The sequence below is a fragment of the Ensifer sp. ENS06 genome (assembly GCF_014852205.1).
Lineage (GTDB): Bacteria > Pseudomonadota > Alphaproteobacteria > Rhizobiales > Rhizobiaceae > Ensifer > Ensifer adhaerens.
The window spans coordinates 1292638-1315467 of the sequence record NZ_JACVBC010000001.1; the positions used below are offsets into that span (position 1 = coordinate 1292638).

The 22830-nt window shown below is 63.0% G+C and carries 19 protein-coding genes and 1 pseudogene; 8 read left to right on the forward strand and 12 right to left on the reverse strand.

Annotation, left to right across the window (positions count from 1 at the left end; all coding sequences use genetic code 11):
- Positions 1–26 precede the first annotated feature (26 nt).
- Both IB279_RS06390 and IB279_RS06395 read right to left on the reverse strand, forming a co-directional pair.
- Positions 27–1427 (reverse strand): multicopper oxidase family protein, encoded by a 1401-nt coding sequence (locus tag IB279_RS06390; RefSeq protein WP_113188285.1) that lies wholly within the window; start codon positions 1425–1427, stop codon positions 27–29.
- A gap of 93 nt (positions 1428–1520) precedes the next feature.
- The gene (locus IB279_RS06395; RefSeq protein WP_089043952.1) at positions 1521–2762 is read right to left on the reverse strand and encodes an MFS transporter; all 1242 of its coding nucleotides are present in this window, start codon (positions 2760–2762) and stop codon (positions 1521–1523) included.
- A 327-nt stretch (positions 2763–3089) separates the two neighbouring features.
- Here IB279_RS06395 and aspS point away from each other — a divergent pair, with 327 nt between their 5' ends.
- Both aspS and IB279_RS06405 read left to right on the forward strand, forming a co-directional pair.
- Positions 3090–4877, forward strand: coding sequence for an aspartate--tRNA ligase (aspS, locus tag IB279_RS06400; protein WP_060580900.1), 1788 nt, complete (start codon positions 3090–3092; stop codon positions 4875–4877).
- 199 nt (positions 4878–5076) lie between these two features.
- Positions 5077–5280, forward strand: coding sequence for a hypothetical protein (locus IB279_RS06405; protein WP_060522155.1), 204 nt, complete (start codon positions 5077–5079; stop codon positions 5278–5280).
- Between the two features lie 22 nt (positions 5281–5302).
- On the opposite strand, the gene groL is transcribed toward IB279_RS06405, so the two are convergent.
- From groL to IB279_RS06430, 5 genes are all read right to left on the reverse strand, one after another.
- Positions 5303–6928 carry a chaperonin GroEL gene (gene groL / locus IB279_RS06410; protein ID WP_113188286.1) on the reverse strand — a complete coding sequence of 542 codons (1626 nt, stop codon included), beginning with the start codon at positions 6926–6928 and terminating at the stop codon, positions 5303–5305.
- A gap of 95 nt (positions 6929–7023) precedes the next feature.
- On the reverse strand, positions 7024–7257 hold the full coding sequence (locus IB279_RS06415; RefSeq protein ID WP_034803790.1) for a hypothetical protein: 234 nt from the start codon (positions 7255–7257) through the stop codon (positions 7024–7026).
- 134 nt (positions 7258–7391) lie between these two features.
- Positions 7392–8399: a lysophospholipid acyltransferase family protein gene (locus IB279_RS06420; protein ID WP_162741216.1), complete on the reverse strand. Its 1008-nt coding sequence runs from the start codon at positions 8397–8399 to the stop codon at positions 7392–7394.
- Positions 8386–9714 carry a cytochrome P450 gene (locus tag IB279_RS06425; RefSeq protein WP_246801855.1) on the reverse strand — a complete coding sequence of 443 codons (1329 nt, stop codon included), beginning with the start codon at positions 9712–9714 and terminating at the stop codon, positions 8386–8388. The genes IB279_RS06420 and IB279_RS06425 overlap by 14 nt, the downstream gene beginning before the upstream one ends.
- 584 nt (positions 9715–10298) lie before the next feature.
- On the reverse strand, positions 10299–11498 hold the full coding sequence (locus tag IB279_RS06430; RefSeq protein ID WP_034803785.1) for a hypothetical protein: 1200 nt from the start codon (positions 11496–11498) through the stop codon (positions 10299–10301).
- 446 nt (positions 11499–11944) lie between these two features.
- On the opposite strand from IB279_RS06430, the gene parC reads away from it, so the two are divergent.
- Both parC and IB279_RS06440 read left to right on the forward strand, forming a co-directional pair.
- The gene (parC, locus tag IB279_RS06435) at positions 11945–14221 is read left to right on the forward strand and encodes a DNA topoisomerase IV subunit A (RefSeq protein ID WP_034803783.1); all 2277 of its coding nucleotides are present in this window, start codon (positions 11945–11947) and stop codon (positions 14219–14221) included.
- A 173-nt stretch (positions 14222–14394) separates the two neighbouring features.
- Positions 14395–14688: pseudogene (locus IB279_RS06440) on the forward strand (transcriptional regulator); the annotation flags it as partial.
- 126 nt (positions 14689–14814) lie between these two features.
- Here the strand turns inward: IB279_RS06440 and IB279_RS06445 are convergent.
- The 5 genes from IB279_RS06445 to IB279_RS06465 all read right to left on the reverse strand — a co-directional run bounded on the left by IB279_RS06445 (position 14815) and on the right by IB279_RS06465 (position 18444).
- The gene (locus IB279_RS06445; RefSeq protein ID WP_060522160.1) at positions 14815–15711 is read right to left on the reverse strand and encodes a DMT family transporter; all 897 of its coding nucleotides are present in this window, start codon (positions 15709–15711) and stop codon (positions 14815–14817) included.
- Between the two features lie 3 nt (positions 15712–15714).
- The gene (locus IB279_RS06450) at positions 15715–16503 is read right to left on the reverse strand and encodes an arginyltransferase (protein WP_034803779.1); all 789 of its coding nucleotides are present in this window, start codon (positions 16501–16503) and stop codon (positions 15715–15717) included.
- Positions 16504–16690: 187 nt separating this feature from the next.
- Complete coding sequence (locus tag IB279_RS06455; RefSeq protein WP_113188290.1) at positions 16691–17155, reverse strand: RDD family protein; 465 nt, start codon at positions 17153–17155, stop codon at positions 16691–16693.
- Between the two features lie 87 nt (positions 17156–17242).
- Entirely contained in the window at positions 17243–18259 is a 1017-nt protein-coding gene (hemB, locus tag IB279_RS06460; protein ID WP_112983843.1) for a porphobilinogen synthase, read from the reverse strand.
- Positions 18256–18444 carry a hypothetical protein gene (locus IB279_RS06465; protein WP_060522162.1) on the reverse strand — a complete coding sequence of 63 codons (189 nt, stop codon included), beginning with the start codon at positions 18442–18444 and terminating at the stop codon, positions 18256–18258. Before IB279_RS06465 ends, hemB begins: the two co-directional genes overlap by 4 nt.
- On the opposite strand from IB279_RS06465, the gene IB279_RS06470 reads away from it, so the two are divergent.
- The 4 genes from IB279_RS06470 (at position 18443) to glyA (ending at position 22825) form a co-directional block, all read left to right on the forward strand.
- Positions 18443–18880, forward strand: a complete 438-nt coding sequence (locus tag IB279_RS06470) for a DUF6163 family protein (RefSeq protein WP_034803767.1) — start codon at positions 18443–18445, stop codon at positions 18878–18880. The genes IB279_RS06465 and IB279_RS06470 overlap by 2 nt on opposite strands.
- A gap of 130 nt (positions 18881–19010) precedes the next feature.
- Positions 19011–19523 (forward strand): transcriptional regulator LdtR, encoded by a 513-nt coding sequence (gene ldtR, locus IB279_RS06475; protein ID WP_034803764.1) that lies wholly within the window; start codon positions 19011–19013, stop codon positions 19521–19523.
- 493 nt (positions 19524–20016) lie between these two features.
- Complete coding sequence (locus IB279_RS06480; protein WP_034803761.1) at positions 20017–21345, forward strand: murein L,D-transpeptidase; 1329 nt, start codon at positions 20017–20019, stop codon at positions 21343–21345.
- A 184-nt stretch (positions 21346–21529) separates the two neighbouring features.
- On the forward strand, positions 21530–22825 hold the full coding sequence (gene glyA / locus IB279_RS06485) for a serine hydroxymethyltransferase (protein WP_034803759.1): 1296 nt from the start codon (positions 21530–21532) through the stop codon (positions 22823–22825).
- Positions 22826–22830 lie beyond the last annotated feature (5 nt).

A 22830-nucleotide genomic window follows, 5' to 3' on the forward strand; every position in this document is an offset into this window, starting at 1 on the left:
TCGCGGCATCTGTCACAATCGAAATCTCAGACGACTTTGAAATAACCCGTCATGCCGGTCTTCTGGTGCTCGATGATATGGCAATGCACGACCCAATCGCCCGGATTGTCCGCCACAAGCGCCACTTCCGCCTGTTCATCGGGCAAAAGCAGGATCGTATCGGTCGGCGGCGGCAGGAAAGTCCGCTTGTTGGAATTGAGAATGCGGAAGCTCAGGCCGTGCAGATGGATCGGGTGCGCATGCGGCGTCCGGTTGGCGACCTCCAGCACATAGCTCTTGCCGAGCTTCATCTCCTCGATCGGCGCGATCGGATCGGGCGTGTCGCCCGGCCACGGAACCTTGTTGATCGCCCAGAAGGTGTAGCCAAGCGAACCGCAGATCGAAGGCGTCGCCTTGTGCTCGGCCGTCGCCGTCAGTTCGAGCGGCACGCGGGTGGCGGTGGAGAGGTCGGCTTCCGCGATCGGGTTGGCAGGCAGGGGGCTGACATCCCGAAGATCGCGCTTGAGCGACGCTCCGGCTGACCGGAAGCGCGCGATCGTCCAGGGATGCGATCCACGCAGGTTGCCGAGCGCAACCGTCTGACCCTCGCCGTCGGGCATGCGCACGATAAGATCGACGCGCTGGCCGGGCCCAAAATCGTAGCGATCAAGTGCAAAGGGCTTGTCGACCGGATTGCCGTCGAGCGCGATGACCATCGCCTCAGCGCCCTCAAGGCCGATCGTATAGATGCGGGTGACGTCGGTTGCGGCGATGCGTACGCGCACCAGGCCGCCGGCCGGTGCATCGTAAGTAGGCTCCTGCTGCCAGTTGGCGGTGCGCACCGTGCCGTAAGTGCCGCCGCGGGCCGCATCCCGCGGCTTGAATGCGTCGATGAACGCGCCGCCGGTGCCGAGCCGCCAATCGCGCAGGTTGAGCACGATCTCGGCATCGAACGTCGGATCGTCCGGGTTTTCGACGACGATCATGCCGGTCAGGCCGGCACCCATCTGGGTCAGCGTGTTGCAATGTGGATGATACCAGAAGGTGCCGGCATCCGGCGGGGTGAACACATAGTCGAAACGGTCGCCCGGATAGACATAGGGCTGCGTCAGTTCCGGCACGCCATCCATGGCGTTGGCAATGCGCAGTCCGTGCCAATGTACCGTCGTCGGCTCGTCCAGCCGGTTGAAGAGGCGGGCCGCATAGGGCTCGCCCTTGCGCATGCGCAGGACGGGCGGCATGCCGGTACTTGGAGCCTCACCCAAGCCGTAGGTCATGACCTTGGGCGTAAGCCCATCCTTGGCGATCTGGGCTTCGGCAAGCTGTGCCATCAGGATCTGCGGATCGGGTGCGGTGCCGGCGCGCGCCGCCATGCCGGCGCCGAGCGCGAAGGCGCCTCCGAGAGCAGCGGAGCCTTGGAGGAAGGTGCGGCGGCTGATGACGGGCATTTCGGCAATCTCGGCTGCTGTTTGAGGTGCCCCGGTTCTAAACCTGATTATTGCGTTCAGCAATTATCCGGATCGCGCGCATCTTGCCGCAGGTCAGCGATCCTTGCGCTTGTGGTTGTTGCCGGCGGCGAGCTTGTTGAAAAAGGACGAGGTGCGCAGGAGATTGCGGAACGGCAAGGCGCGCTCCCCGGCGGGCACCGGCCCGCGCGCCGTCATGCGCTGCAGGGTGTAGAGCATGAACAGAAAGAGGATCGCTGCCGTGTAGATGAACAGCGCCTGCGGCCCGAAGATCTCGAGCAGGAAGGAGGCAAACAGCGGCCCGATGATCGCGCCCAGCGACCAGAAGAACAGCATGCCGGCGGAGACGAGCGCATGCTGCCCCTCGGCCGCGTGGTCGTTCGCATGGGCCGAACAGAGCGAATAGAGCGGCATGGCAAAGGCGCCGAACAGGAAGATGCCGGCAAAGTTCAGCCATTCGTCGTTGCCGGCGCCGAAGGCGAGAAACAAGCCTGCGAGCAGCGACCCGAAGGTGGCGATCAGGATGATCAGGCGGCGGTCGAACCGATCGGAATAGTGGCCGAGCGGATACTGCAGCACGACGCCGCCGATGATGCCGGCGCTCATGAAGGTGGCGATTGCCGTCACCGACAGGCCGATGCCCTGCGCATAGATCGGCCCGAGCGAGCGGAAGGCGGCGTTGGTCAGACCGACGACGATGCAGCCGACGGTCGCAAGCGGCGAGATGTTCCAGAGCGCCTTGACGTCGAAGCGGATCGCCTCCGGGGCCACAGGGCTCGAGCGGTCGGCAAAGGAGATCGGCACCAGCGACAGCGTCAGCGCCATGGAGATGATGGCAAAAAGCTCGAAGCCGCCAAGCCCGATGCCAGGAATGACATATTGTGCGGCCGTGACCGAGCCGAGGTCGACGAGGCGATAGACCGAAAGCGTGCGGGCCCGGTTTTTATTGGTGACGCTGGCATTGAGCCAGCTCTCGACTGTCGCAAACAGGCAGGCGAAACAGATGCCGGCAAGAAGCCGCATCAGGAACCACATCAGCGGATTGATGACGAGCACCATCGAGATGGCTGCGGCCGAAGCGATAGCCGCCATCGCCGAGAAGGTGCGGATGTGACCGATCGAGCGCAGGATGCGGGTGACGTAGACGCAGCCAAGCGCGAAGCCGATATTGTAGCCGGCGCCGATAACGCCGATCAGCGATGTCGAGAAACCTTCTTCGAGTGCACGCAGCGAGATGAAAGTGCCCTGCAGGCCGTTGCCGCCGATGAGGATGCCTGCGGTGACGAGGAGGGGGATAAGCGGGCGAATCTGGGACATGGGGCAGGCGACATCCGGGCAGGCGGCCACGACTCGGGTGGGATCACTATCGGGCCTTGCTCATGTGTAGCCCCGCATTCTGCCGCCGGACAGTCCCGAATTGTGACGATTGCCGTTCTTTTCGCGGCATTTCGGCCGCCTTCTGTCACAAGCGGTCTTGGACTGGCTCTTGCCTTCGTTTACAACGCACCTCCATCGGGGGCGGCAGCGGGCGCTGCAGCTTGACAAAGGCTGCGCATCATGCGCTTTTCCGCCCGATTTTGACCATGTTGCCGCGCGCTGTGTCCCACGAGCTTGCGCGGCTCTTTGCAATTCCGGGATAAGACGATGCACCGTTACCGCAGCCACACCTGTGCCGCCCTCCGCAAGTCGGACGTCGGTTCCACCGTTCGCCTTTCGGGCTGGGTCCACCGCGTCCGCGACCATGGCGGCCTGCTCTTCATCGACCTGCGCGACCACTACGGCATCACCCAGGTCGTTGCCGATCCCGACAGCCCCGCCTTCAAGGCGGCCGAGACCGTTCGCGGCGAATGGGTCGTGCGCATTGACGGCCTCGTCAAGGCGCGCATGGACGACACCGTCAACAAGGGCATGCCAACCGGCGAAATCGAACTCTATGCGCAGGAGATCGAGGTTCTCTCGGCCGCCAAGGAACTGCCGTTGCCGGTCTTCGGCGAGCCGGACTATCCGGAAGACGTGCGCCTCAAGTACCGCTTCCTCGATCTGCGTCGCGACACGCTGCACAAGAACATCGTCAAGCGCACCCAGATCATCTCGTCGATGCGCCGCCACATGGGCGACGTCGGTTTCACCGAATACACGACCCCGATCCTGACGGCCTCGTCGCCGGAAGGCGCGCGCGACTTCCTCGTGCCTTCGCGCATCCATCCCGGCAGCTTCTATGCCCTGCCGCAGGCGCCGCAGCAGTACAAGCAGTTGCTGATGGTCGCCGGCTTCGACCGCTACTTCCAGATCGCCCCGTGCTTCCGCGACGAAGACCCGCGCGCCGACCGCCTGCCGGGCGAGTTCTACCAGCTCGACCTGGAAATGAGCTTCGTCGAGCAGGAAGACGTCTGGTCGACGATGGAACCGGTGATCCGCGACATCTTCGTGGAGTTTGCCGACGGCAAGCCGGTGACGGAAAAGTTCCCGCGCATTCCTTACGACACGGCGATCCGCAAATACGGCTCCGACAAGCCGGACCTGCGCAACCCGATCGAGATGCAGGCGGTTACCGAACACTTCGCCGGTTCCGGCTTCAAGGTCTTCGCGAACATGATCGCGTCTAACCCGAAGGTCGAAGTCTGGGCGATCCCGGCCAAGACCGGTGGCTCGCGCGCCTTCTGCGACCGCATGAACGCCTGGGCGCAGAGCCAGGGTCAGCCCGGCCTCGGCTACATCTTCTGGCGCAAGGAGGGCGAAAAGCTCGAAGGCGCCGGCCCGCTCGCCAAGAACATCGGCGAAGAGCGCACGGATGCGATCCGCACCCAGCTCGGCCTCGACGACGGCGACGCCTGCTTCTTCGTCGCCGGTGACCCCGCCAAGTTCTACAAGTTTGCTGGCGAAGCCCGCACCCGCGCCGGCGAGGAACTGAACCTCGTCGACCGCGACCGCTACGAATTCTGCTGGATCGTCGATTTCCCGTTCTACGAATGGCTGGAAGACGAAAAGAAGATCGACTTCGCCCACAACCCCTTCTCGATGCCGCAGGGTGGTCTGGAAGCGCTGAACGGCGAAGATCCGCTGTCGATCAAGGCCTACCAGTACGACATGGTCTGCAACGGCTTCGAAATCGCCTCGGGCTCGATCCGTAACCAGCTTCCGGAAGTCATGGTCAAGGCGTTCGAGCTGACCGGCAAGTCGCAGCAGGAGGTCGAAGATCAGTTCGGCGGCCTCTACCGCGCCTTCCAGTACGGCGCACCGCCGCATGGCGGCATGGCATTCGGCATCGACCGTATCGTCATGCTGCTCGTCGGCGCCAAGAACCTGCGCGAGATCTCGATCTTCCCTATGAACCAGCAGGCCGTCGACCTCCTGATGGGCGCACCGTCCGAAGCGACGCCGGCCCAGCTGCGCGAACTGGCGATCCGCCCGATTCCGCAGAAGAAGGACTGAGGTCGAACGACCTGACCCCAAGAGAAAAGCCCGGCGATCGTCTCGCCGGGCTTTTTCTTTGTCTGCGCCATGTCTGTTCTGTGCCTGCCGTAGACGGCGTCGCGAACCTCGCGGGTGAACGGACCCCACATGCCCTCGAAGGTCGTGTTCGTCATGGCGACGACGGTGATCTTCTGCCCTGCGCAGTGAGACGCTGGCCTTGCTGGAGGCGCGCTTCCGGCAGGGCATAGCGGACGGAGAGCTACGTGCGGATACCGATGCCGGCGGCCTCGCGCGCTTCGTCGGCGCCATTCTCCAGGGCATGACCGTCCAGGCGCAGGACGGTGCCGGCGAAGCGGACCTCTTGCCGATCGCTGAACTTGCGATCGACGAGGTCGGGCGCCACCGGCAGCCGTCCGGTTAGGCGACCGACCGCCTGGCGCGGGTCAGAAATCCATGCCCGGGCCGGGCGGTGGCGTGGGTACGTTCTTTTTCGGTTTTTCGGCGACCATCGCTTCGGTGGTCACAAGCAGGCCGGCGACCGACGCCGCATCCTGCAGCGCCGCCCGCACGACTTTCGCCGGATCGATGACGCCCATGCGGTAGAGATCGCCATATTCACCGGTCTGCGCGTTCCAACCCTGGGCGAAGTCGCTCATCTCCCGAAGTTTGCCGACGATGACCGAGCCTTCGGCGCCGGCGTTTTCGGCGATCTGGCGCACCGGCGCCTCCAGCGCCCGCCGGACGATCTCGACGCCGACGCGTTGGTCGTCATTTTCGGGCTTGAGCCCATCGAGCGCGTGGACGACGCGGAGCAGCGCGACGCCGCCGCCAGGCAGAATGCCTTCCTCCACCGCGGCCCGCGTCGCATGCAGCGCATCGTCGACCCGGTCCTTCTTTTCCTTCACTTCCACTTCCGTCGAGCCGCCCACCCGGATCACCGCGACGCCGCCGGCAAGCTTGGCCAGCCGTTCCTGCAGCTTCTCGCGATCGTAGTCGGAGGTCGTTTCCTCGATCTGCGCCTTGATCTGGCCGACGCGCCCGTCGATGTCCGCCTTGGTGCCGGCGCCATCGACGATGGTGGTGTCCTCCTTCTCGACCATCACCCGCTTGGCCCGCCCGAGATTGGCGAGCGTCACGTTTTCAAGCTTGATGCCGAGATCTTCGGAGACGACGGTCCCGCCCGTCAGGATGGCGATGTCCTCGAGCATCGCCTTGCGCCGGTCGCCGAAGCCCGGCGCCTTGACGGCGGCGATCTTCAGCCCGCCGCGCAGCTTGTTGACGACCAGCGTCGCCAGCGCTTCGCCTTCCACATCCTCGGCGATGATCAGCAGCGGCCGGCTTGCCTGGATCACTGCTTCGAGAATCGGGATCATCGCCTGCAGGTTGGAAAGCTTCTTTTCGTGAATGAGGATGTAGGGGTCTTCGAATTCAACCCGCATCTTCTCCTGGTCGGTGACGAAATAGGGGGAGAGATAGCCGCGGTCGAATTGCATGCCTTCGACGATCTCCAGCTCTATTTCGGCCGTCTTCGCCTCCTCGACCGTAATCACGCCTTCGTTGCCGACACGCTCCATGGCCTTTGCCAGATAGCTTCCGATTTCGGCGTCGCCGTTGGCCGAGATCGTGCCCACCTGCGCGATCTCCTCATTGTTTGAAATCTTGCGCGCATGGGTCTTCAGTTTCGCGACGATCGCGTCGACAGCGAGATCGATGCCGCGTTTCAGATCCATCGGGTTCATGCCGGACGCGATCGCCTTGACACCCTCCTTGACGATGGCCTGTGCGAGCACGGTGGCCGTCGTTGTGCCGTCGCCGGCCACGTCGCTGGTGCGCGACGCGACCTCCCGCAGCATCTGCGCGCCCATGTTCTCGAACTTGTCGTCGAGCTCGATTTCCTTGGCGACCGACACGCCGTCCTTGGTGATGCGCGGCGCGCCGAAGGCGCGTTCGATGACGACGTTGCGTCCCTTCGGGCCGAGCGTGACCTTGACCGCATCGGCGAGAATGTCGACGCCGCGCAACATCCGATCGCGGGCATCGCTACTGAACCTGACTTCCTTGGCAGCCATTGTGGACCTCCCTCAACACGAACATATGGCCTCACGCACCCAGCCGCCCGGAAGGCGGCTTGCAATCGGACGTACCCGGCAACCGGCTTTCGCGACTACAGTCCCAAATTCCGCTCTTCTTCGTTGTCCGGGGTCAAGATATCGATCAGCGCCGCAACGCGGCCGGCCGGCAGATGGCGGCCTTCCCCGATCAGCGCTTCATCGTTGTTGACCCAGGCGATCGCCTCCGCAAGCTCGCCGGCCGTCGCGCCGGTCGCAAGCAGTTCGGCCATCAGCGTCTCGTCAACCGGGCCAAGGATGGCTGTAATGTCCGCCTGCTTCAGTCCCATGGGTTTCTCCTTCCGTTTTATCGGTCAGGAACAGGGATTTCGGTCCTTGGTGGAATAAATAGGCCAGACCCGGCCGGCATCAAGCGCCGATCGCAAAGCCGCGACGTGCAGGCGTTAAAAAGGCGCGAGTAAGCTCACCGCGGCCGTAGCGCGTTATCGAGGAAATACCATTGGTCGAGATGGGCGCGGACGACCGGCTCGATCGTGTCGTTCAGCAGTTGCATGTCATCCAGCAGCCGGGCATTGGGGCGCTCCTCCGCCGGCAAACGTATCGGCGGCAAGGCCGTGCATTCGAAGCGGAAGTCGTCGGTGCGAAGGCCGTACCAGGGGCAGATCGTAGCGCCCGTCATGCGCGCCAGCCGTATGGCGATGGCGATGTTGCCTTCCTGATGCGGCCGGCGGCCGAAGAACGGCCCGCGGATCATACCGCCGAATCCCTCGTCGCAGAAGATGCTGACAACGCCGCCGCCTTTCAGAACCTTCAGTGCCGGCCGGATCCCGTCCATTCCCGGAGGCAGAAACTGCAAGCCAGCCTTGCTGCGCACCCGACCGGCGATCCACGCCTTGGCCCGGCCCTTGGGCGGCACATAGAAGGCATGCGGCTGGAGGCCGAGCTTGCGGAATGCGATCGTGCCCACTTCCCAGTTGCCGAGATGCAGGCCGACGAGAATGACTGGGCCGCGGTTTGCCGCCTCACGGATGGGTGCAAGGCCCTCGGTTTTCAGCCGCTCCGGCCGCTGCTGCAATCGGTTGACGACAGAGAACTCCGTCATCAACCGTCCCTGAGCGCGACAGTTTTCGAGAAACAGTGCCTCGCGTTGCGGGGCGTCAAGGTCCGGCCGCAACTGTTCGATGGTTTCACGGGCGCGGCGGGTTGCCACCTTGTGGAAGCGCGGAACCATGAAGAGACCGAGCGCCGCCCCAAGCCTGGAGCAGGCGTCCATCGGCAGCAGCTTCATGCCGAAATGGGCGGCGATGTTGGCGACGTTCCAGATGTTGTCGGTGATCCAATAGCGCCGGAAGGCCCGCGCCCTGTCGCCACCCGCCAGTGCATCGGCGAGCCGCGGGGCGCTTTCCTCGGCGAAGATCCAGGCCCTGCGCTTGCCGATCGGCTGCGCCGCGTGCGGATCATCCGGCGCCATGCGACGGGGCCTCTCGCTTGTGCAAGGTGACCGGCAGGCCATTCTTCGGCCTGAGGGTCAGGCGGCAGATCGGTTCGACCGCGTGGCGCTGGCTCACACGAACCCGGTAGCGCTGCGCGATGATCGCCAGGCACAGGATCGCTTCGGTCAGCCCGAAATGCAGGCCGGGGCAGACGCGCGGTCCGCTGGCAAAGGGGATGAAGCTGTAGGGCGTCGGGCGCCGGCCTTCGGTGAACCGTTCCGGATGGAAGTGGTGTGGATCCTGGAAGAGGCTTTCAGTCCGGTGAAGGAGCCACGGCACGATCAGCACGAGCGAGCCCGGCTCTGCGGCAACGTCGCCGATCATATCCGCCTCACGGGTCTGCCGCGCCAGGATCGGAACCGGTGGATAGAGGCGAAGCGTCTCCTCGATAACTGCCCGGCACCATTCGAGCTGAGGCACGTCGTCGATCGTCGGTGTCCGGTCGCCGCAGACCCTGGCGATTTCGTCGTGAACGGCTTTCTCGACCCAGCCTGCCTTCGAAAGCAGATACCAGGTCCAGGTCAGCGTCGCCGCCGTCGTCTCGTGCCCGGCCATGAAGATGGTCGCGGCCTCGTTGCGCAAGGCGACGAGGTCGAGTTTCAGTTCCGGGTTTCGTTGCTGGCGCCGGATCAGCAGCTCGACCATCGAATTGTGGTCACCGCGTCCGGCAAGGTGATCCTCAACCACCTTGTCGATAGTTGCGTGGATGCGCTTGACCGAACGACGCAGGCTCGGCGTGCGCAGCACTGGCAGGCCGTCGTCAAAGCCGAGGAAGTAACCGATGTTGATGGAATCGACCAGCGACTGGTAGCTGGTGAAGCCCTCGGTCACCGCCGCCGCGCTACCGTCGCCGAGCTGGTTGCCGAAGACGCTGCGCGCGATGATTTCGGCGGTCAGCCCAGCCATTTCGTGCAACGCGTTGACCTCGGCGCCATCGGGCATGCGGTTCCAGCGCTCGACCAGTTCGCTGGTCGTATTTTCCATGACGGGCCCGAAAGAGGGGACCCGCTTGGCGTGGACGATGTCCGCCACCAGCGGCCGGCGTTGCTTCCAGGTGTCCCCGTCCGAAATAAACAGCCCGTCGCCCAGCAGGAATTCGAGTGCCCGGCGCATCTGCGGGCTCTTGCGCTCGAAGTTTTCGTGACGCTTGACGACGACCTGCCGGATCAGGTCGGGCGAGTTGACGACGATGATCTGCCGCCCAAGGATCCGGGTCTGCGAGACCGTTTCGGTATAGTCGCTCGCCCGCCAGATCGACAGGAAATCCGTTCGCGCCTGGAGCAGCAGCCGCAACGGCTTACCGGGCGGGCCCGTATAGTAGTCAGCTCGGACGGGGGCGAATCTCCCCTCCAACAATTCTTCAGTGAAATTTACAGACTGCTGGAGCCAGGCGAGCATTTACGTCCGATCTGCCGTAACGTGGAGACGATATTCGGGCATGTATTTGTATATTTGCACAAAGTCCGAGACGTCCTCTTCGAGGCTTAAATGCTCTCAAGTTCGTTGGAAGTCGGATTCTGAATTGCCTGAGGGTGGCATGCACGATTTCGATGAAAAACGCTATCGCCTTACGGTGAAAATTTCTTGGCGCAAGCAATAGCTCACCGGGAAGAAAAGAGCCCCGCAGCCGATGCGTGCTCCACAAGGGCGTGCAAGGTGATCCGACTATGCGGTTTGCAAGTAAGGGCGATGCTTGTTCTTTCAGGGGAGGGCGGCGGCGCAGCTTTCGGCCGGCGAAGTCCGTCGAGTGAATGCCGTGGGCGACATGGGAAGCCGGTGCGGCGCCATCAAACCTTGCGCGCCTGTCTCGGCGCGCAAGGCTGGTCGTCATGTCGGCTTCTGCCGGGCTCGGCTGAGGCCGGGAGAGACCTGAACGACTAGTCGTTCGCCGTTACCTTGACGCCGAGCACCGACGGGATGGTGTTCGGCGCGCCCATGGCGGCACCCATGATCATCGGGAACGGAACCGGCTTTTCCGGTGCCGCGCTGATCGTCAGGCTCTTCGGGCCATCGAGATAGGCGTTGACGGCAGCCGACACCTGGTTCTGCAGTTCCGGCACGTTGAGCTGCGCCATCATGATCGGCACCAGGCCCTTCAGCGACTGTGCCATCTGCTCACCGGTCACGCCCTGCTGCGAGCCGGCATAGTCGAGCGCCTTCTTGGTGATCGAGGCGTCGTCGAAGCGGATTTCGGCGCTGTTGAAGGTCAGCTGCTGCATGAGGCCCATCATGGCGAGACCCATCGCCTGGTTGGCCTCTTCCTTGTTCGGATTGGCTTCGGCAGCCTTCATCGCTTCCTGCATCGATTTGACGAAGGCAAGCGTGTAGCCGGAGATGTCGAGAGCGAAGTTCAGCCGGCCGACATTCTTGAAGTCGAGCGCATATTCTTCGAGCGCGACATTGCCGCTTTCGACTTCCCAGCTGCCCTTCATGGTCAGGGCGCCGTCGATAGTGGTGAGGCCGAGCTTTTCGATCGCCTCCTTGGTCTTGGCGTCCTCGACCGACGACAGGTCGGCCTTGATGCCGGAAGCGGTCGCGTCGAAGTCGAAGCCGGCGTCATTTTCCTGGCGCGCGAGGTTGGCTTCGGTGCTTTCGAGCGAGAAGACTTCCTTGCCCTTGGAGCTGACGGCGATCGGGCCGGTGCTGGCGCTTTCATAGAGAATGATGTCGTTGATCGTTCCGCCGGTCGCATTGGCCGGGATCGTCAGGCCGGAGAGCAGGATGTCCTTGACGGAAATGGCGCCTTCGTCCTGGCTGACATTGACGTCGGGGAACGAAACGGTTTCGGCGTAATAGCCGCCGCCTTCGGTCTCCTCGACGCCCTCAAAGGTCAGGTCCCCGATATTCAGGTCCACAGCGTCGCCCGGCTGGCTCGCGACCTTCAGCTTCACGCCGGTCACCGTCACCTTGTCGCCGTCGACTTCGGCCTTGTCATAGGTGATCGAGGTGCCGTTCGCGTTCGTCGCTGCGTCGAGTTTCTTCATCAAATCGGCGCCATCGAGCGCGAAGGCCGGGCCGGTCAGCGTGAGAAGCGCGGCGCTCGCCATCATCAGGCGGATCTTGCGCGTGTGCATCATTTCGAGTTCCTTCGTGAAAATCTTTGATTGTGTAGCTGTTTAAGAAGATAAGGCGTCGCTGATCTGGTTCCCTTGGAGAGGGCGTCAACTGTAGGCGCATGGCAGCATTCGTCTTTGTCGGCGGCGCGCGGCCGCCAGTTCCGTCTGCCAATGCGCGTCCTGCGATCCCCCTTGCAAATCGTCCAAATCAACTCCAGCCGAAGCTATTACGAAACAGGGCGAAATTATATTCGCTTGGGCGAACCGCACATCTTCCTGCTCGGGCATGCTTTCCGGGACGTTACCTGTCGGCAGCCTCCGACGCATAGCGGCGCGACCGTTGCACGAACATTGCGCCGGGGCAAGCGGATCGGTGCGCGAGCCGGTTATTTGGGGCGAGGGGGTTCTCCACAAGCGCAAGCCCTGAAAACCTTGCCGTTCCGGGTTTGTTGCGCTAGCAAGAACCTATGGGACAAAGCCTCAATCCCCCGTCAGGCGGGGACGATCACATTCAGCCGGTTGACCTCAAGGCGGCGCTGGAAGAGCGTTACCTCGCCTATGCCTTGTCGACCATCATGCACCGCGCACTTCCGGACGTCCGAGACGGGCTGAAGCCCGTGCATCGTCGTATCGTGCATGCGATGAGCGAGATGGGGCTGCGCCCCAACTCCTCGTTCAAGAAATGCGCGCGTATCGTCGGCGACGTGATGGGTAAGTTCCACCCGCACGGCGACGCCTCGATCTACGACGCGCTGGTGCGCCTGTCGCAGGAATTCGCGATCCGCTATCCGCTGGTCGACGGCCAGGGCAACTTCGGCAACATCGACGGCGATAACGCCGCGGCGATGCGCTACACCGAAGCGAAGATGACGGACGTCTGCTCGCTGCTCCTGGAAGGCATCGACCAGGACGCGGTGGATTTCCGCCCGACCTACAACGAGGAAGACCAGGAGCCGACCGTGCTCCCCGGCGCTTTCCCGAACCTGCTCGCAAACGGCGCGACCGGCATCGCCGTCGGCATGGCCACCTCGATCCCGCCGCACAACGCGCATGAACTTTGCGACGCGGCGCTGCATCTCATCCGCCATCCCGACGCGACCGTCGAGGATCTGCTTTACGATCCGGCCAACCCGCAAAAGGGCGGCATCGAAGGGCCCGACTTCCCGACTGGCGGCGTGATCGTCGAAGGCCGGGAAAGCATGGCCGAATCCTACCGCACCGGCCGCGGCGGTTTCCGTGTTCGTGCCCGCTGGGCGCAGGAAGACCTTGGGCGCGGCGGCTACCAGATCGTCGTCACCGAAATCCCCTATCAGGTGCAGAAGTCCCGCCTGATCGAAAAGATTGCCGAGCTCCTGGTCGCCCGCAAACTGCCGCTGCTCGAAGACATCCGCGACGAATCGGCCGAAGACATCCGCATCGTCCTCGTGCCGAAGACCCGTTCGGTCGATGCCGGCATCCTGATGGAATCGCTGTTCAAGCTGACCGAGCTCGAAAGTCGCATTCCGCTTAACATGAATGTGCTGTCGCTCGGACGCGTGCCGCGGGTCATGGCACTGAACGAAGTGCTGTCGGAATGGCTGGCGCATCGCCGCGAAGTGCTGCAGCGCCGATCGCGCCACCGGCTGGCCGCAATCGACCGCCGGCTCGAAATCCTCGGCGGCTACCTCGTCGCCTATCTGAACATCGACGAAGTCATTCGCATCATCCGCGAAGAGGATGAGCCGAAGACGGTGATGATGGAGCGGTTCTCGCTCACCGATCTCCAGGCCGAGTCGATCCTCAACATGCGCCTGCGCTCCTTGCGCAAGCTCGAGGAATTCGAGATCCGCACCGAGTTCGATGCGCTCTCGAAGGAGAAGGCCGAGATCGAGGCGTTGCTCGCCTCCGACGAAAAGCAATGGCAGACCGTCGCCTGGGAAATCGGCGAAGTCAAAAAGAAGTTTGCCAAGGCGACCGAGATCGGCAAGCGCCGCAGCACCTTTGCCGATGCGCCGGAAGCCGACGTAGAGGCGATCCAGCAGGCGATGATCGAGAAGGAACCGATCACCGTCGTCATCTCTGAGAAGGGCTGGATCCGCGCGCTGAAGGGCCACATCTCCGACACGTCTTCGCTCCAGTTTAAGGAGGGTGACGCGCTGAAGGTGGCGTTCCCGGCGCAGACGACCGACAAGATCCTCGTCTTCACGACAGGCGGCAAGGTCTATACGCTCGGCGGCGACAAGCTGCCCGGCGGTCGCGGCCATGGCGAGCCGCTGCGCATCATCGTCGACATGGAGACCGATCAGGACGTCCTGACGGCCTTCGTTCACGACCCGGCGCGCAAGCTCATCGTCGCCTCGGTCGCCGGCAACGGCTTCGTCGTCACCGAAAGTGATATCGTCGCCAATACCCGCAAGGGCAAGCAGGTGATGAACGTCTCGGCCAGCGACGAAGCGAAGCTGGTCGTTCCGGTCAAGGGCGATCACGTGGCCGTCGTCGGCGAAAACCGCAAGCTGGTCGTCTTCCCGCTCGTTCAGATCCCCGAGATGGCACGCGGCAAGGGCGTGCGGCTGCAGCGTTACAAGGATGGCGGCATCTCCGACATTCGCTGCTTCACGATCGCCGACGGTCTCGTCTGGGAAGACAGCGCCGGCCGGGTCTTTACCAAGACCAAGGACGAACTGATCGAATGGCAGGGCGACCGCGCTTCTGCCGGCCGCGTCGTTCCGAAGGGCTTCCCGCGCAGCGGCAAGTTCAGCGGCTGACCGGGATAAGGAGAGCCATGCGGTCGAGAGGCCGCGTGGCTCCTGTTTCGTTTTGGCGCAGTTTGGCGCAGTCTCTTAAATCATTGGAAATCCAAATGAAACGCAGGCGCAACTGGCGCTTGTAAGCCGGAAGGCTATAATGGATCACTGCGCGTCCAACAGGGATGACAGCGATGCCGAATGCCACAGCCCTTGATGACGTCCTGCTGGCCCTTGCCCACCCGGTCCGCCGCCGGATGTTCGAGATCCTTTTTGCCGGTGAGGCGCGCGTCGCCGATATTGCCGTAGCCGTCGCGGCAACCCGCGAAGAGCTGGAGACGCACATCGCGCTCCTGGAGGCTGCAGGCCTCGTCACCCGCCTCAAACGGCGCGACGGCGAGGCCTTGATCGGCAATCCGGCGCCGTTGAGCGTCGCGGCCACCTGGATCAACACCAACCGCGAACTGTGGGTCATGCGCGTAGAGATGCCCGGCGTCCGCCCGGCTTCGCTGGGACAGCCGCAGGAGCCGCTGCCGGTGCGCGATCGGGGCGTCGACCACAAGCAGCGTCGTCCGCGGCCCAGCGGTCAGCGCGACGACAAGTCTTGAACAGCGTTACTCGGCGCAGGCAACGGCCGCTCTCAGCGACCGGCTGCGCAACTGCCAAAGCGAATGGCCGATCAGCGCGAAGACGAGAATCGAGCCACCGATCAGCGTCTGCGTTGTCGGCGTTTCAGCGAAGACCATCCAGACCCAGATCGGCGCGAGAATAGTCTCTAGCAGATAGAACATGCCCACTTCCGGGGCTGAGAGATAACGCGGCCCGGTCGCAAGGCAGAAGAAGGCGAGCGGGATCATCACCAGGCCGTTGAAGAGGATGTAGCCGGGGGCGGCGATCGTGAAGCCGCCGGCCGGCAGCATCAGGAGAGCGACGGCCGCCGGGAAGATCGCCGTCACCAGTGGCACCAGCGCCATGTCGCGCTTGCTCGCACGGCTGATCGTAATCGCGCTTGCCAGCAGAAAGGCGGAGGATGCCGCCATGGCGTCGCCGAAGAGGTGACCGCTTTCCAGTCCGTCCTGGACGATCAGCCCGACGCCGAGCACCATGACCAGCATGGTCACGAGCGTCGCGTTCGATGGTCTCTCCTTCAGAAAGATCCAGGAGAGGATGGCGGCAAACATCGAGGTGAAGGCGAGGATGAAGACCACATTCGCCGTCGAGGTGTTGAAGACGGCGAGCAGGAACGTGCAGGAATTGATTCCGTAGAAGACGCCGACCAAAAGGCCGGTCTTGCCCGGCAGCAGCGAAATCTTCCGGCCGAGCACCCGGTTGAGTACGAACCAGGCGCCGAGCGCGATCACGAAAGTCGACAGGCTGCGCACGGCGAGCAGCGACCAGACGTCGCCGCCGGCGGATCGGATGAGCGGAATGTCGAAGGAGAGGGCAAGGCCGCCGAGGCCGGTGATGGCAAGGCCGCGCCGGTGCATCGCGGCATCGGAAGATGAACTCAATTTCTAACCCGTTTTCGTAGGAGCGGCTTCCAGGGTGGTGTCTCCGCCTTCATAGCGCTCCCAGCCACGGGCCATGAGGTGCTCTTGCGGCAAAAACTTTGTTTTATACCCCATCTTGCGCGAGCCTTTCACCCAGTAGCCGAGATAGACGTGGGGAAGGCCGCGCTCCCGGGCGCGGCGAATGTGATCGAGAATCATGAAGGTGCCGAGCGACCGCTCTTCCTGCGTCGGGTCGAAGAAGGAGTAGACCATCGACAGTCCGTCGCCCATGCGGTCGGTGAGCGCCGCAGCGATCAGCGGCCCGCGTGCCTTCTCGCTGACGCCGTCGCCTTCGACCCTCAGGCGATACTCGATAATCTTGGTGTGCACATGGGTGTCCTCGACCATCATCGCATAGTCGAGCACCGACATGTCCGACATGCCGCCCTTCTGGTGGCGTCGGTCGAGGTATCGGCGGAAGAGGTTGTACTGCTCGCTCGACGGCTCGGCCGGATATTCCGCCGAGATCACGTCGTGATTGGCGGCAAGCACCCGGCGCATGGAACGGGTGGGCTTGAACTCGTTGGCGAGGATGCGCACCGAAATACAGGCGCGGCAGGTCTCGCAAGCCGGGCGATAGGCGATGTTCTGCGAGCGTCGGAAGCCGCCTTGCGTCAGGAGATCATTGAGCTCGGGCGCGCGCTCGCCCACCATGTGGGTGAAAACCTTCCGCTCCATCTCGTTCGGCAGATAAGGGCAGGCTGCCGGCGCAGTCAGATAAAATTGCGGAGACGGTGCGGTCTGTGTGTTCATCGAGTGCGGAGGTCACTCTTCGCGCTGTGGTTCATGACAGTAGCATGGCGCAAGAATGGAAAACGTCAACTCACTCGTTTGCCGCTTCCGCCTGCGCCGGCCGATATTTTAGTGGTGACCACAATAGGTGGCGGCGGTGAGGCGGAAAACACCGCCTTACGCTTTCAGCTCTATGCCTGCGCCGGTTTCAATACATGTCGCGGCGCACCGTGACGGTACCGATCAGCAGGTCGTGCAGCAGGCGGCTGCGGTCGGTGAAAAGGCCGATCAGCAGGATCAGCGGCGTCAGCAGCGCGTTGGCGATCCAGAAGATGACGAGGTGGACGATCGCCGTCAGGAAGTCCATCGGGCGTCCATCAGTTCGAGCAATCGCCAGGCCCATCAAGCGCATACCGGGAGAGGCCTGTTCGCGGCCACCGACCGTCAGGCCGAAATAGAGCATGGCGACGATCGCAAAGAGCGCCGGATAAAGCATGAAGCCGAGGCCGAGCGTCAGGATGCCGAGGAAGAAGACGACGACCGCCGCGGGGATCCAGAGGAGCGCAATGCTCGCGTAATCGAGCAAAAAGGCAAAGACGCGTCGCGACAGCACGCCCTGATAGGCGCGCCAGTCATTGCTCGGCAGCCTCAGTTCTTCGTTGTGCATGGTCATCGGTCAAAGCCTCGTTTGGTTGCAGCAAGGATATGGGATGGCATTCCCTGCAAAACAAGGATCGGAGCCGGGATCAAGCGGTGCGTTTCAGCGGCCTTTGGCGAGAATGCGGGCCACTTCGACCGCGAAGTAGCTGAGGATGCCGTCGCAGCCGGCGCGCTTGAAGGCGAGCAGCGTTTCGAGCATCACCTTCTCGCCATCGATCCAGCCGTTGGCAGCCGCCGCCTTCACCTGCGAATACTCGCCGGACACCTGATAGGCAAAGACCGGCAGGCCGAAGGCTTCCTTCATCCGCCAGCAGATATCGAGATAGGGCAGACCTGGCTTCACCATCAGCATGTCGGCGCCTTCCTCGACGTCGAGGGCTGCGTCGCGGATCGCTTCGGTGCCGTTGGCCGGGTCGATGTAATAGGTCTTCTTGTCGCCCTTCAAAAGGCCGCCGGTGCCGATCGCCTCGCGATAGGGACCGTAGAAGCCGGAGGCGAACTTCGTCGCATAGGACATGATGCCGACATTCTGGTGGCCGTGAGCGTCGAGCGCCTGGCGGATGGCGCCGATGCGTCCGTCCATCATGTCGGAGGGGGCGATGATATCGGAGCCGGCGTCCGCCTGGGCGATGGCCGCCCTTGCGATCGTCTCGACCGTCTCGTCGTTGACGATCTCGCCATTGCGCAGGATGCCGTCATGGCCGTGGCTGGTGAAGGGGTCGAGCGCGACGTCGGTGATGATGCCGATCTCAGGCACGGCTTTCTTGAAGGCGCGGGTCGCCTGGTTGATCAGGTTGTCGGCGGCAAGACTGTTGGAGCCGGTATCGTCGCGCAGAGACAGGTCGATGTTGGGGAAGGTGGCGATCGCCGGGATGCCGAGATCGGCCGCTTCCTTCACCGCTTCGACCGCCTTGTCGATGCTCATGCGGTTGACGCCCGGCATCGCGTCGATCGGCTGGATGATGTTCTCGCCCGGCACGATGAAGATCGGCCAGATCAGGTCGTCGACGGTCAGGCGGTTTTCCTGCACCAGCCGGCGCGTCCAGTCGGCCTTGCGGTTGCGGCGCATGCGGCGATGGCCGGTGACCCTGTCCACAAGATTTGTCCTGTCGTTCATCGCGCCGCGCCTTTCCCGTGAAAATCGTCGATAGCCAAGCGCTTTATCATGGGCTGGCCGCCATTGGGAACCGCGCGGCCGGCGAACGGGCTGCGGCATTTCTTCTCTTTAAGAGGAGCCATGGGGGAGGGGACGGCGCGATGCCGCTGGCGGATGGCAAAGACCCGCCCTATCTTGCCGGCCATGCTTCATGATTCTGCCCATGTGCCGAAACCGTCGCTGACCGAGATCCTCTTCGGTCTCTTTCTGCGTCTGGTCTCCGCCTCATGCATCTGGTTCGCGCTGAACTACTGGGCCATGCTGATCGGCTTTTCCCATGGCGGCGCCGGACGCTTCGATCTCCTGACGCCGGAGTGGCGGGCGGCCGCAACCGCACTTGCAGTCATCTATCCGGTCGCCGCCCTCGGCCTGTGGCTGCTCGTCTCCTGGGGGCCGGTCGTCTGGGTGGTTGCGGCAGCCATCGAGATCGTGATGTACGAGTTCTATCCGGCCAGTTTCGGCGGCCGTCCGCTGCTGGTCGTGCTGCATGCGGCGGTTGCCGTTACCTTCGTTCTTTTCCGCGCGGCGATCTTCTACCAGCGCTGGCGGCTCGCCAGGCAGGTAAGGGTTGATTCACCCTGAGACAGGGTCGCCAAATGGCAAGCTCTTGTTAAGGCTGCGGTTTAAGTAGAATTTTAGACGTATTCGATAGGGTCTCACTCAAGGCGGGAAGACAAACAGACACCGCCAAACAAAACAGTGAGGCAGTCAAATGAACACCAAGATGAAGCCGCAGGCAGTTCAGCCCCGAGACCCCCAGGAAGAAACCATCCGCGGTCTCTATATGGAATCCCTTCACCTCGTCGAGCGTCTGCACCGCCGCCTGCTCGACGTCATCAAGGACGAGTTCGACCGCGAAGGTCGCAGCGACGTCAACGCCGTTCAGGCCCTGTTGCTCTTCAACATCGGCAACTCGGAACTGACCGCCGGCGAACTTCGCTCCCGCGGCTACTACCTCGGCTCGAACGTCTCCTACAACGTCAAGAAGCTCGTCGATCTCGGCCTGATCAACCACCAGCGCTCCCGCGTCGACCGCCGCTCGGTCCGCATCAGCCTGACGGAAGACGGCCAGGAAATCGCCGAAACCGTTGCCAAACTCTACGAGCGCCACGTCGGCTCGATCCAGAAGGTCGGCGGCATCGGCTCGGACGAGTTCACCCAGATGAACAAGCTCCTGCAGCGCCTCGATCGCTTCTGGAACGACTCGATCATGTATCGCCTGTAATCAGGCCAAAACCTCCAGTTCAAGGGTCGGGCGCAATCCCTGCGTGTCCGACCTTTGCCATTTGCGGCACCCCGTTCTGTTGCCGAAAAGCTGCACCGCTGCGGCACGCTTTCCTCGCGTTCGCGTGATTTTTCAAACCAAAAACATTAGTAAATCAAAATGTTGCCGTTTCCGGTTCGGCTGCAACCCCGTCGCGTCCAGCGAAAAGCAAAAGGCATGCCATGTCCCCGTTCGCTCGCGCCCAGACACGAATTGGCCATATTGCTATGACAGCGACGACGACATGCGGTAGGTGCGCCCACGTGTTTTCCTGCGTGTGGATTCGTTTCGCGTTTCGCCTGCCGGATGAGGGTCCTCACTCGCGGCATCGTGAAGACATGTGAGGGCAGGGTGGCTCGTTGGTTGACCTTTGTTAACCACGATCGTGTTAGGGCTCCGGCAACGTGCGTGTCAGCGCATAGGGCGCGTGCCGACGCATTGGGATGGTAGGATTATGTCGAAAAAGAATGGAATTGATGCATTCTCGCGCCGCGCCTTCTTGCGCTCGGCAGCGACCTTCGGCGCCGTGGCAGTCGCCGGCGCGGCAAGCGCACAGGACGCCCTGAACGAGATCATCAATTCGCCTCGCCGCGGCTCCTGGGACGACCAGTTCGACGCGAAAGGGGCATCGCGAACCGCGACGACGGTCGTTTCGAACACGCCGGTTTTCGGCCCGGAAACGATCGCCCATGTGCAGCAAGCGATCTTCGACTATCAGAACATCGTGTCCCAGGGCGGCTGGCCGTCGGTCCAGACCAGCGTCAAGCTTGAACTCGGCGTCACCGATCCGTCCGTGCAGCAGCTCCGCCAGCGCCTGATGGTTTCCGGCGACCTGCCGCGTTCGGCCGGCATCTCCTCGTCCTTCGACAGCTACGTCGAAGGCGCGGTCAAGCGCTTCCAGGCCCGCCACGGCCTGCCGGCGGACGGCGTCATCGGCGAATACACGCTGAAGGCGATCAATGTCGACGCCAACACCCGCCTCGGCCAGCTCCAGACCAACCTCGTGCGCCTGCAGTCGATGTCCGGCGACCTCGGCCGCCGCTACGTGATGGTCAACATCCCTGCGGCCTACATCGAAGCGGTCGAGAACGGCCGCGTGGCGCTGCGCCACACGGCGATCGTCGGCAAGATCGACCGCCAGTCGCCGATCCTGAACTCGAAGATTTACGAGGTCATCCTCAACCCCTACTGGACCGCGCCGCGCTCGATCATCCAGAAGGATATCATGCCGCTGATGCGTAAGGATCCGACCTATCTGGCGCGCAACTCGATCCGCCTGTTTGATGGCAGCGGCGGCGAAGTGTCGCCGGAAACCGTCGACTGGAACGCCGAGAAGGCACCGAACCTGATGTTCCGCCAGGACCCGGGCAAGATCAACGCGATGTCGTCGACGAAGATCAACTTCCACAACGAGCATCAGGTCTACATGCACGACACGCCGCAGCAGGGCCTGTTCAACAAGCTGATGCGCTTCGAATCGTCGGGCTGCGTGCGCGTACAGAACGTGCGCGACCTTTCGACCTGGCTTCTGAAGGAAACGCCCGGCTGGTCGCGCCAGCAGATCGAGGCGACAATCAAGACCGGCGTCAACACGCCGATCACGCTCGCCGAGGAAGTCCCTGTTTTCTTCACCTACATCACCGCCTGGTCTGCCAAGGACGGCGTCGTGCAGTTCCGCGACGATATCTATCAGCGCGACGGTGCCACCGAACTGGCGCTGCAGACCCCCTATGGCGTCGAGCAGTCGCCCGGCTCGGTCGACCAGGACGCCTTGCCGCAATAAGCGAATTTGCGACACGGAATTCTTCGAGCCGCGCTTCCCTTGGGAGCGCGGCTTTTTCATGGGTTGAGCGCCGCGATATTTCGGCGCGGCAGATGGGGGAAATGACGCAAACCGCACAGCGGATATTGCTCTCGCCGTGCGAGGAAGCTAAAGAACTGCCACCCTTGAGAGGAGCCTCGCGCCGATGACTGCACAGACGAATGACGCCTTCTTCACCCGCTCTCTGGCCGACAGCGATCCGGACATCTTCGGTGCGATCGAAAAGGAGCTGGGTCGCCAGCGCCACGAGATCGAGCTGATCGCCTCCGAGAACATCGTTTCCCGCGCCGTGCTCGAAGCCCAGGGCTCGATCATGACCAACAAATATGCCGAGGGCTACCCGGGCAAGCGCTACTACGGCGGCTGCCAGTTCGTCGACATCGCCGAGGAGTTGGCGATCGAGCGCGCCAAGAAGCTCTTCGGCGTCAACTTCGCCAACGTTCAGCCGAACTCCGGTTCGCAGATGAACCAGGCCGTGTTCCTGGCGCTCCTGCAGCCGGGTGACACCTTCATGGGCCTCGACCTCAACTCGGGCGGCCACCTGACGCACGGTTCGCCGGTCAACATGTCCGGCAAGTGGTTCAACGTCGTATCCTACGGCGTGCGTGAAGACGATCACCTGCTCGACATGGACAACGTCGCCGAGCAGGCGCGCAAGCACAAGCCGAAGCTGATCATCGCCGGCGGCACCGCTTACTCGCGCATCTGGGACTGGAAGCGCTTCCGCGAGATCGCAGACGAAGTCGGCGCCTGGCTGATGGTCGACATGGCCCACATCGCCGGTCTCGTTGCCGGTGGCCAGCATCCGTCGCCGTTCCCGCATTGCCACGTTGCAACGACGACGACGCACAAGTCGCTCCGCGGCCCGCGCGGCGGCATGATTCTGACCAACGACGAAGATATCGCCAAGAAGATCAACTCGGCCGTCTTCCCGGGTCTCCAGGGCGGTCCGCTGATGCACGTCATCGCCGCCAAGGCCGTGGCACTCGGCGAAGCGCTGCAGCCGTCGTTCAAGGACTATGCGGCTCAGGTCGTCAAGAACGCCCGCACGCTCGCCGAAACGCTGAAGGCCAACGGCCTCGACATCGTATCGGGCGGCACGGACAACCACCTGATGCTCGTCGACCTGCGCAAGAAGAACGCAACCGGCAAGCGCGCGGAAGCCGCCCTTGGCCGTGCCTTCATCACCTGCAACAAGAACGGGATTCCGTTTGATCCTGAAAAGCCCTTCGTCACCTCGGGTGTCCGTCTCGGCACGCCGGCCGGCACGACCCGTGGCTTCAAGGAAGCCGAGTTCAAGGAAATCGGCGAGCGGATCGTCGAGGTTCTTGACGGCCTGAAGGTCGCCAACTCCGACGAGGGCAATGCCGCCGTCGAAGCCGGTGTTCGCGACAAGGTCATCAAGCTGACCGACCGCTTCCCGATGTACGGCTACATGTGATCGGT

Excerpts from the sequence above, each read along its gene's own strand:
- IB279_RS06390 (WP_113188285.1), bottom strand. The coding sequence starts at position 1,427 with ATGCCCGTCATCAGCCGCCGCACCTTCCTCCAAGGCTCCGCTGCTCTC.
- IB279_RS06395 (WP_089043952.1), bottom strand. The coding sequence starts at position 2,762 with ATGTCCCAGATTCGCCCGCTTATCCCCCTCCTCGTCACCGCAGGCATC.
- aspS (WP_060580900.1), top strand. The coding sequence starts at position 3,090 with ATGCACCGTTACCGCAGCCACACCTGTGCCGCCCTCCGCAAGTCGGAC.
- groL (WP_113188286.1), bottom strand. The coding sequence starts at position 6,928 with ATGGCTGCCAAGGAAGTCAGGTTCAGTAGCGATGCCCGCGATCGGATG.
- IB279_RS06415 (WP_034803790.1), bottom strand. The coding sequence starts at position 7,257 with ATGGGACTGAAGCAGGCGGACATTACAGCCATCCTTGGCCCGGTTGAC.
- IB279_RS06420 (WP_162741216.1), bottom strand. The coding sequence starts at position 8,399 with ATGGCGCCGGATGATCCGCACGCGGCGCAGCCGATCGGCAAGCGCAGG.
- IB279_RS06430 (WP_034803785.1), bottom strand. The coding sequence starts at position 11,498 with ATGATGCACACGCGCAAGATCCGCCTGATGATGGCGAGCGCCGCGCTT.
- parC (WP_034803783.1), top strand. The coding sequence starts at position 11,945 with ATGGGACAAAGCCTCAATCCCCCGTCAGGCGGGGACGATCACATTCAG.
- IB279_RS06450 (WP_034803779.1), bottom strand. The coding sequence starts at position 16,503 with ATGAACACACAGACCGCACCGTCTCCGCAATTTTATCTGACTGCGCCG.
- IB279_RS06455 (WP_113188290.1), bottom strand. The coding sequence starts at position 17,155 with ATGACCATGCACAACGAAGAACTGAGGCTGCCGAGCAATGACTGGCGC.
- hemB (WP_112983843.1), bottom strand. The coding sequence starts at position 18,259 with ATGAACGACAGGACAAATCTTGTGGACAGGGTCACCGGCCATCGCCGC.
- IB279_RS06470 (WP_034803767.1), top strand. The coding sequence starts at position 18,443 with ATGCTTCATGATTCTGCCCATGTGCCGAAACCGTCGCTGACCGAGATC.
- IB279_RS06465 (WP_060522162.1), bottom strand. The coding sequence starts at position 18,444 with ATGGCCGGCAAGATAGGGCGGGTCTTTGCCATCCGCCAGCGGCATCGC.
- ldtR (WP_034803764.1), top strand. The coding sequence starts at position 19,011 with ATGAACACCAAGATGAAGCCGCAGGCAGTTCAGCCCCGAGACCCCCAG.
- IB279_RS06480 (WP_034803761.1), top strand. The coding sequence starts at position 20,017 with ATGTCGAAAAAGAATGGAATTGATGCATTCTCGCGCCGCGCCTTCTTG.
- glyA (WP_034803759.1), top strand. The coding sequence starts at position 21,530 with ATGACTGCACAGACGAATGACGCCTTCTTCACCCGCTCTCTGGCCGAC.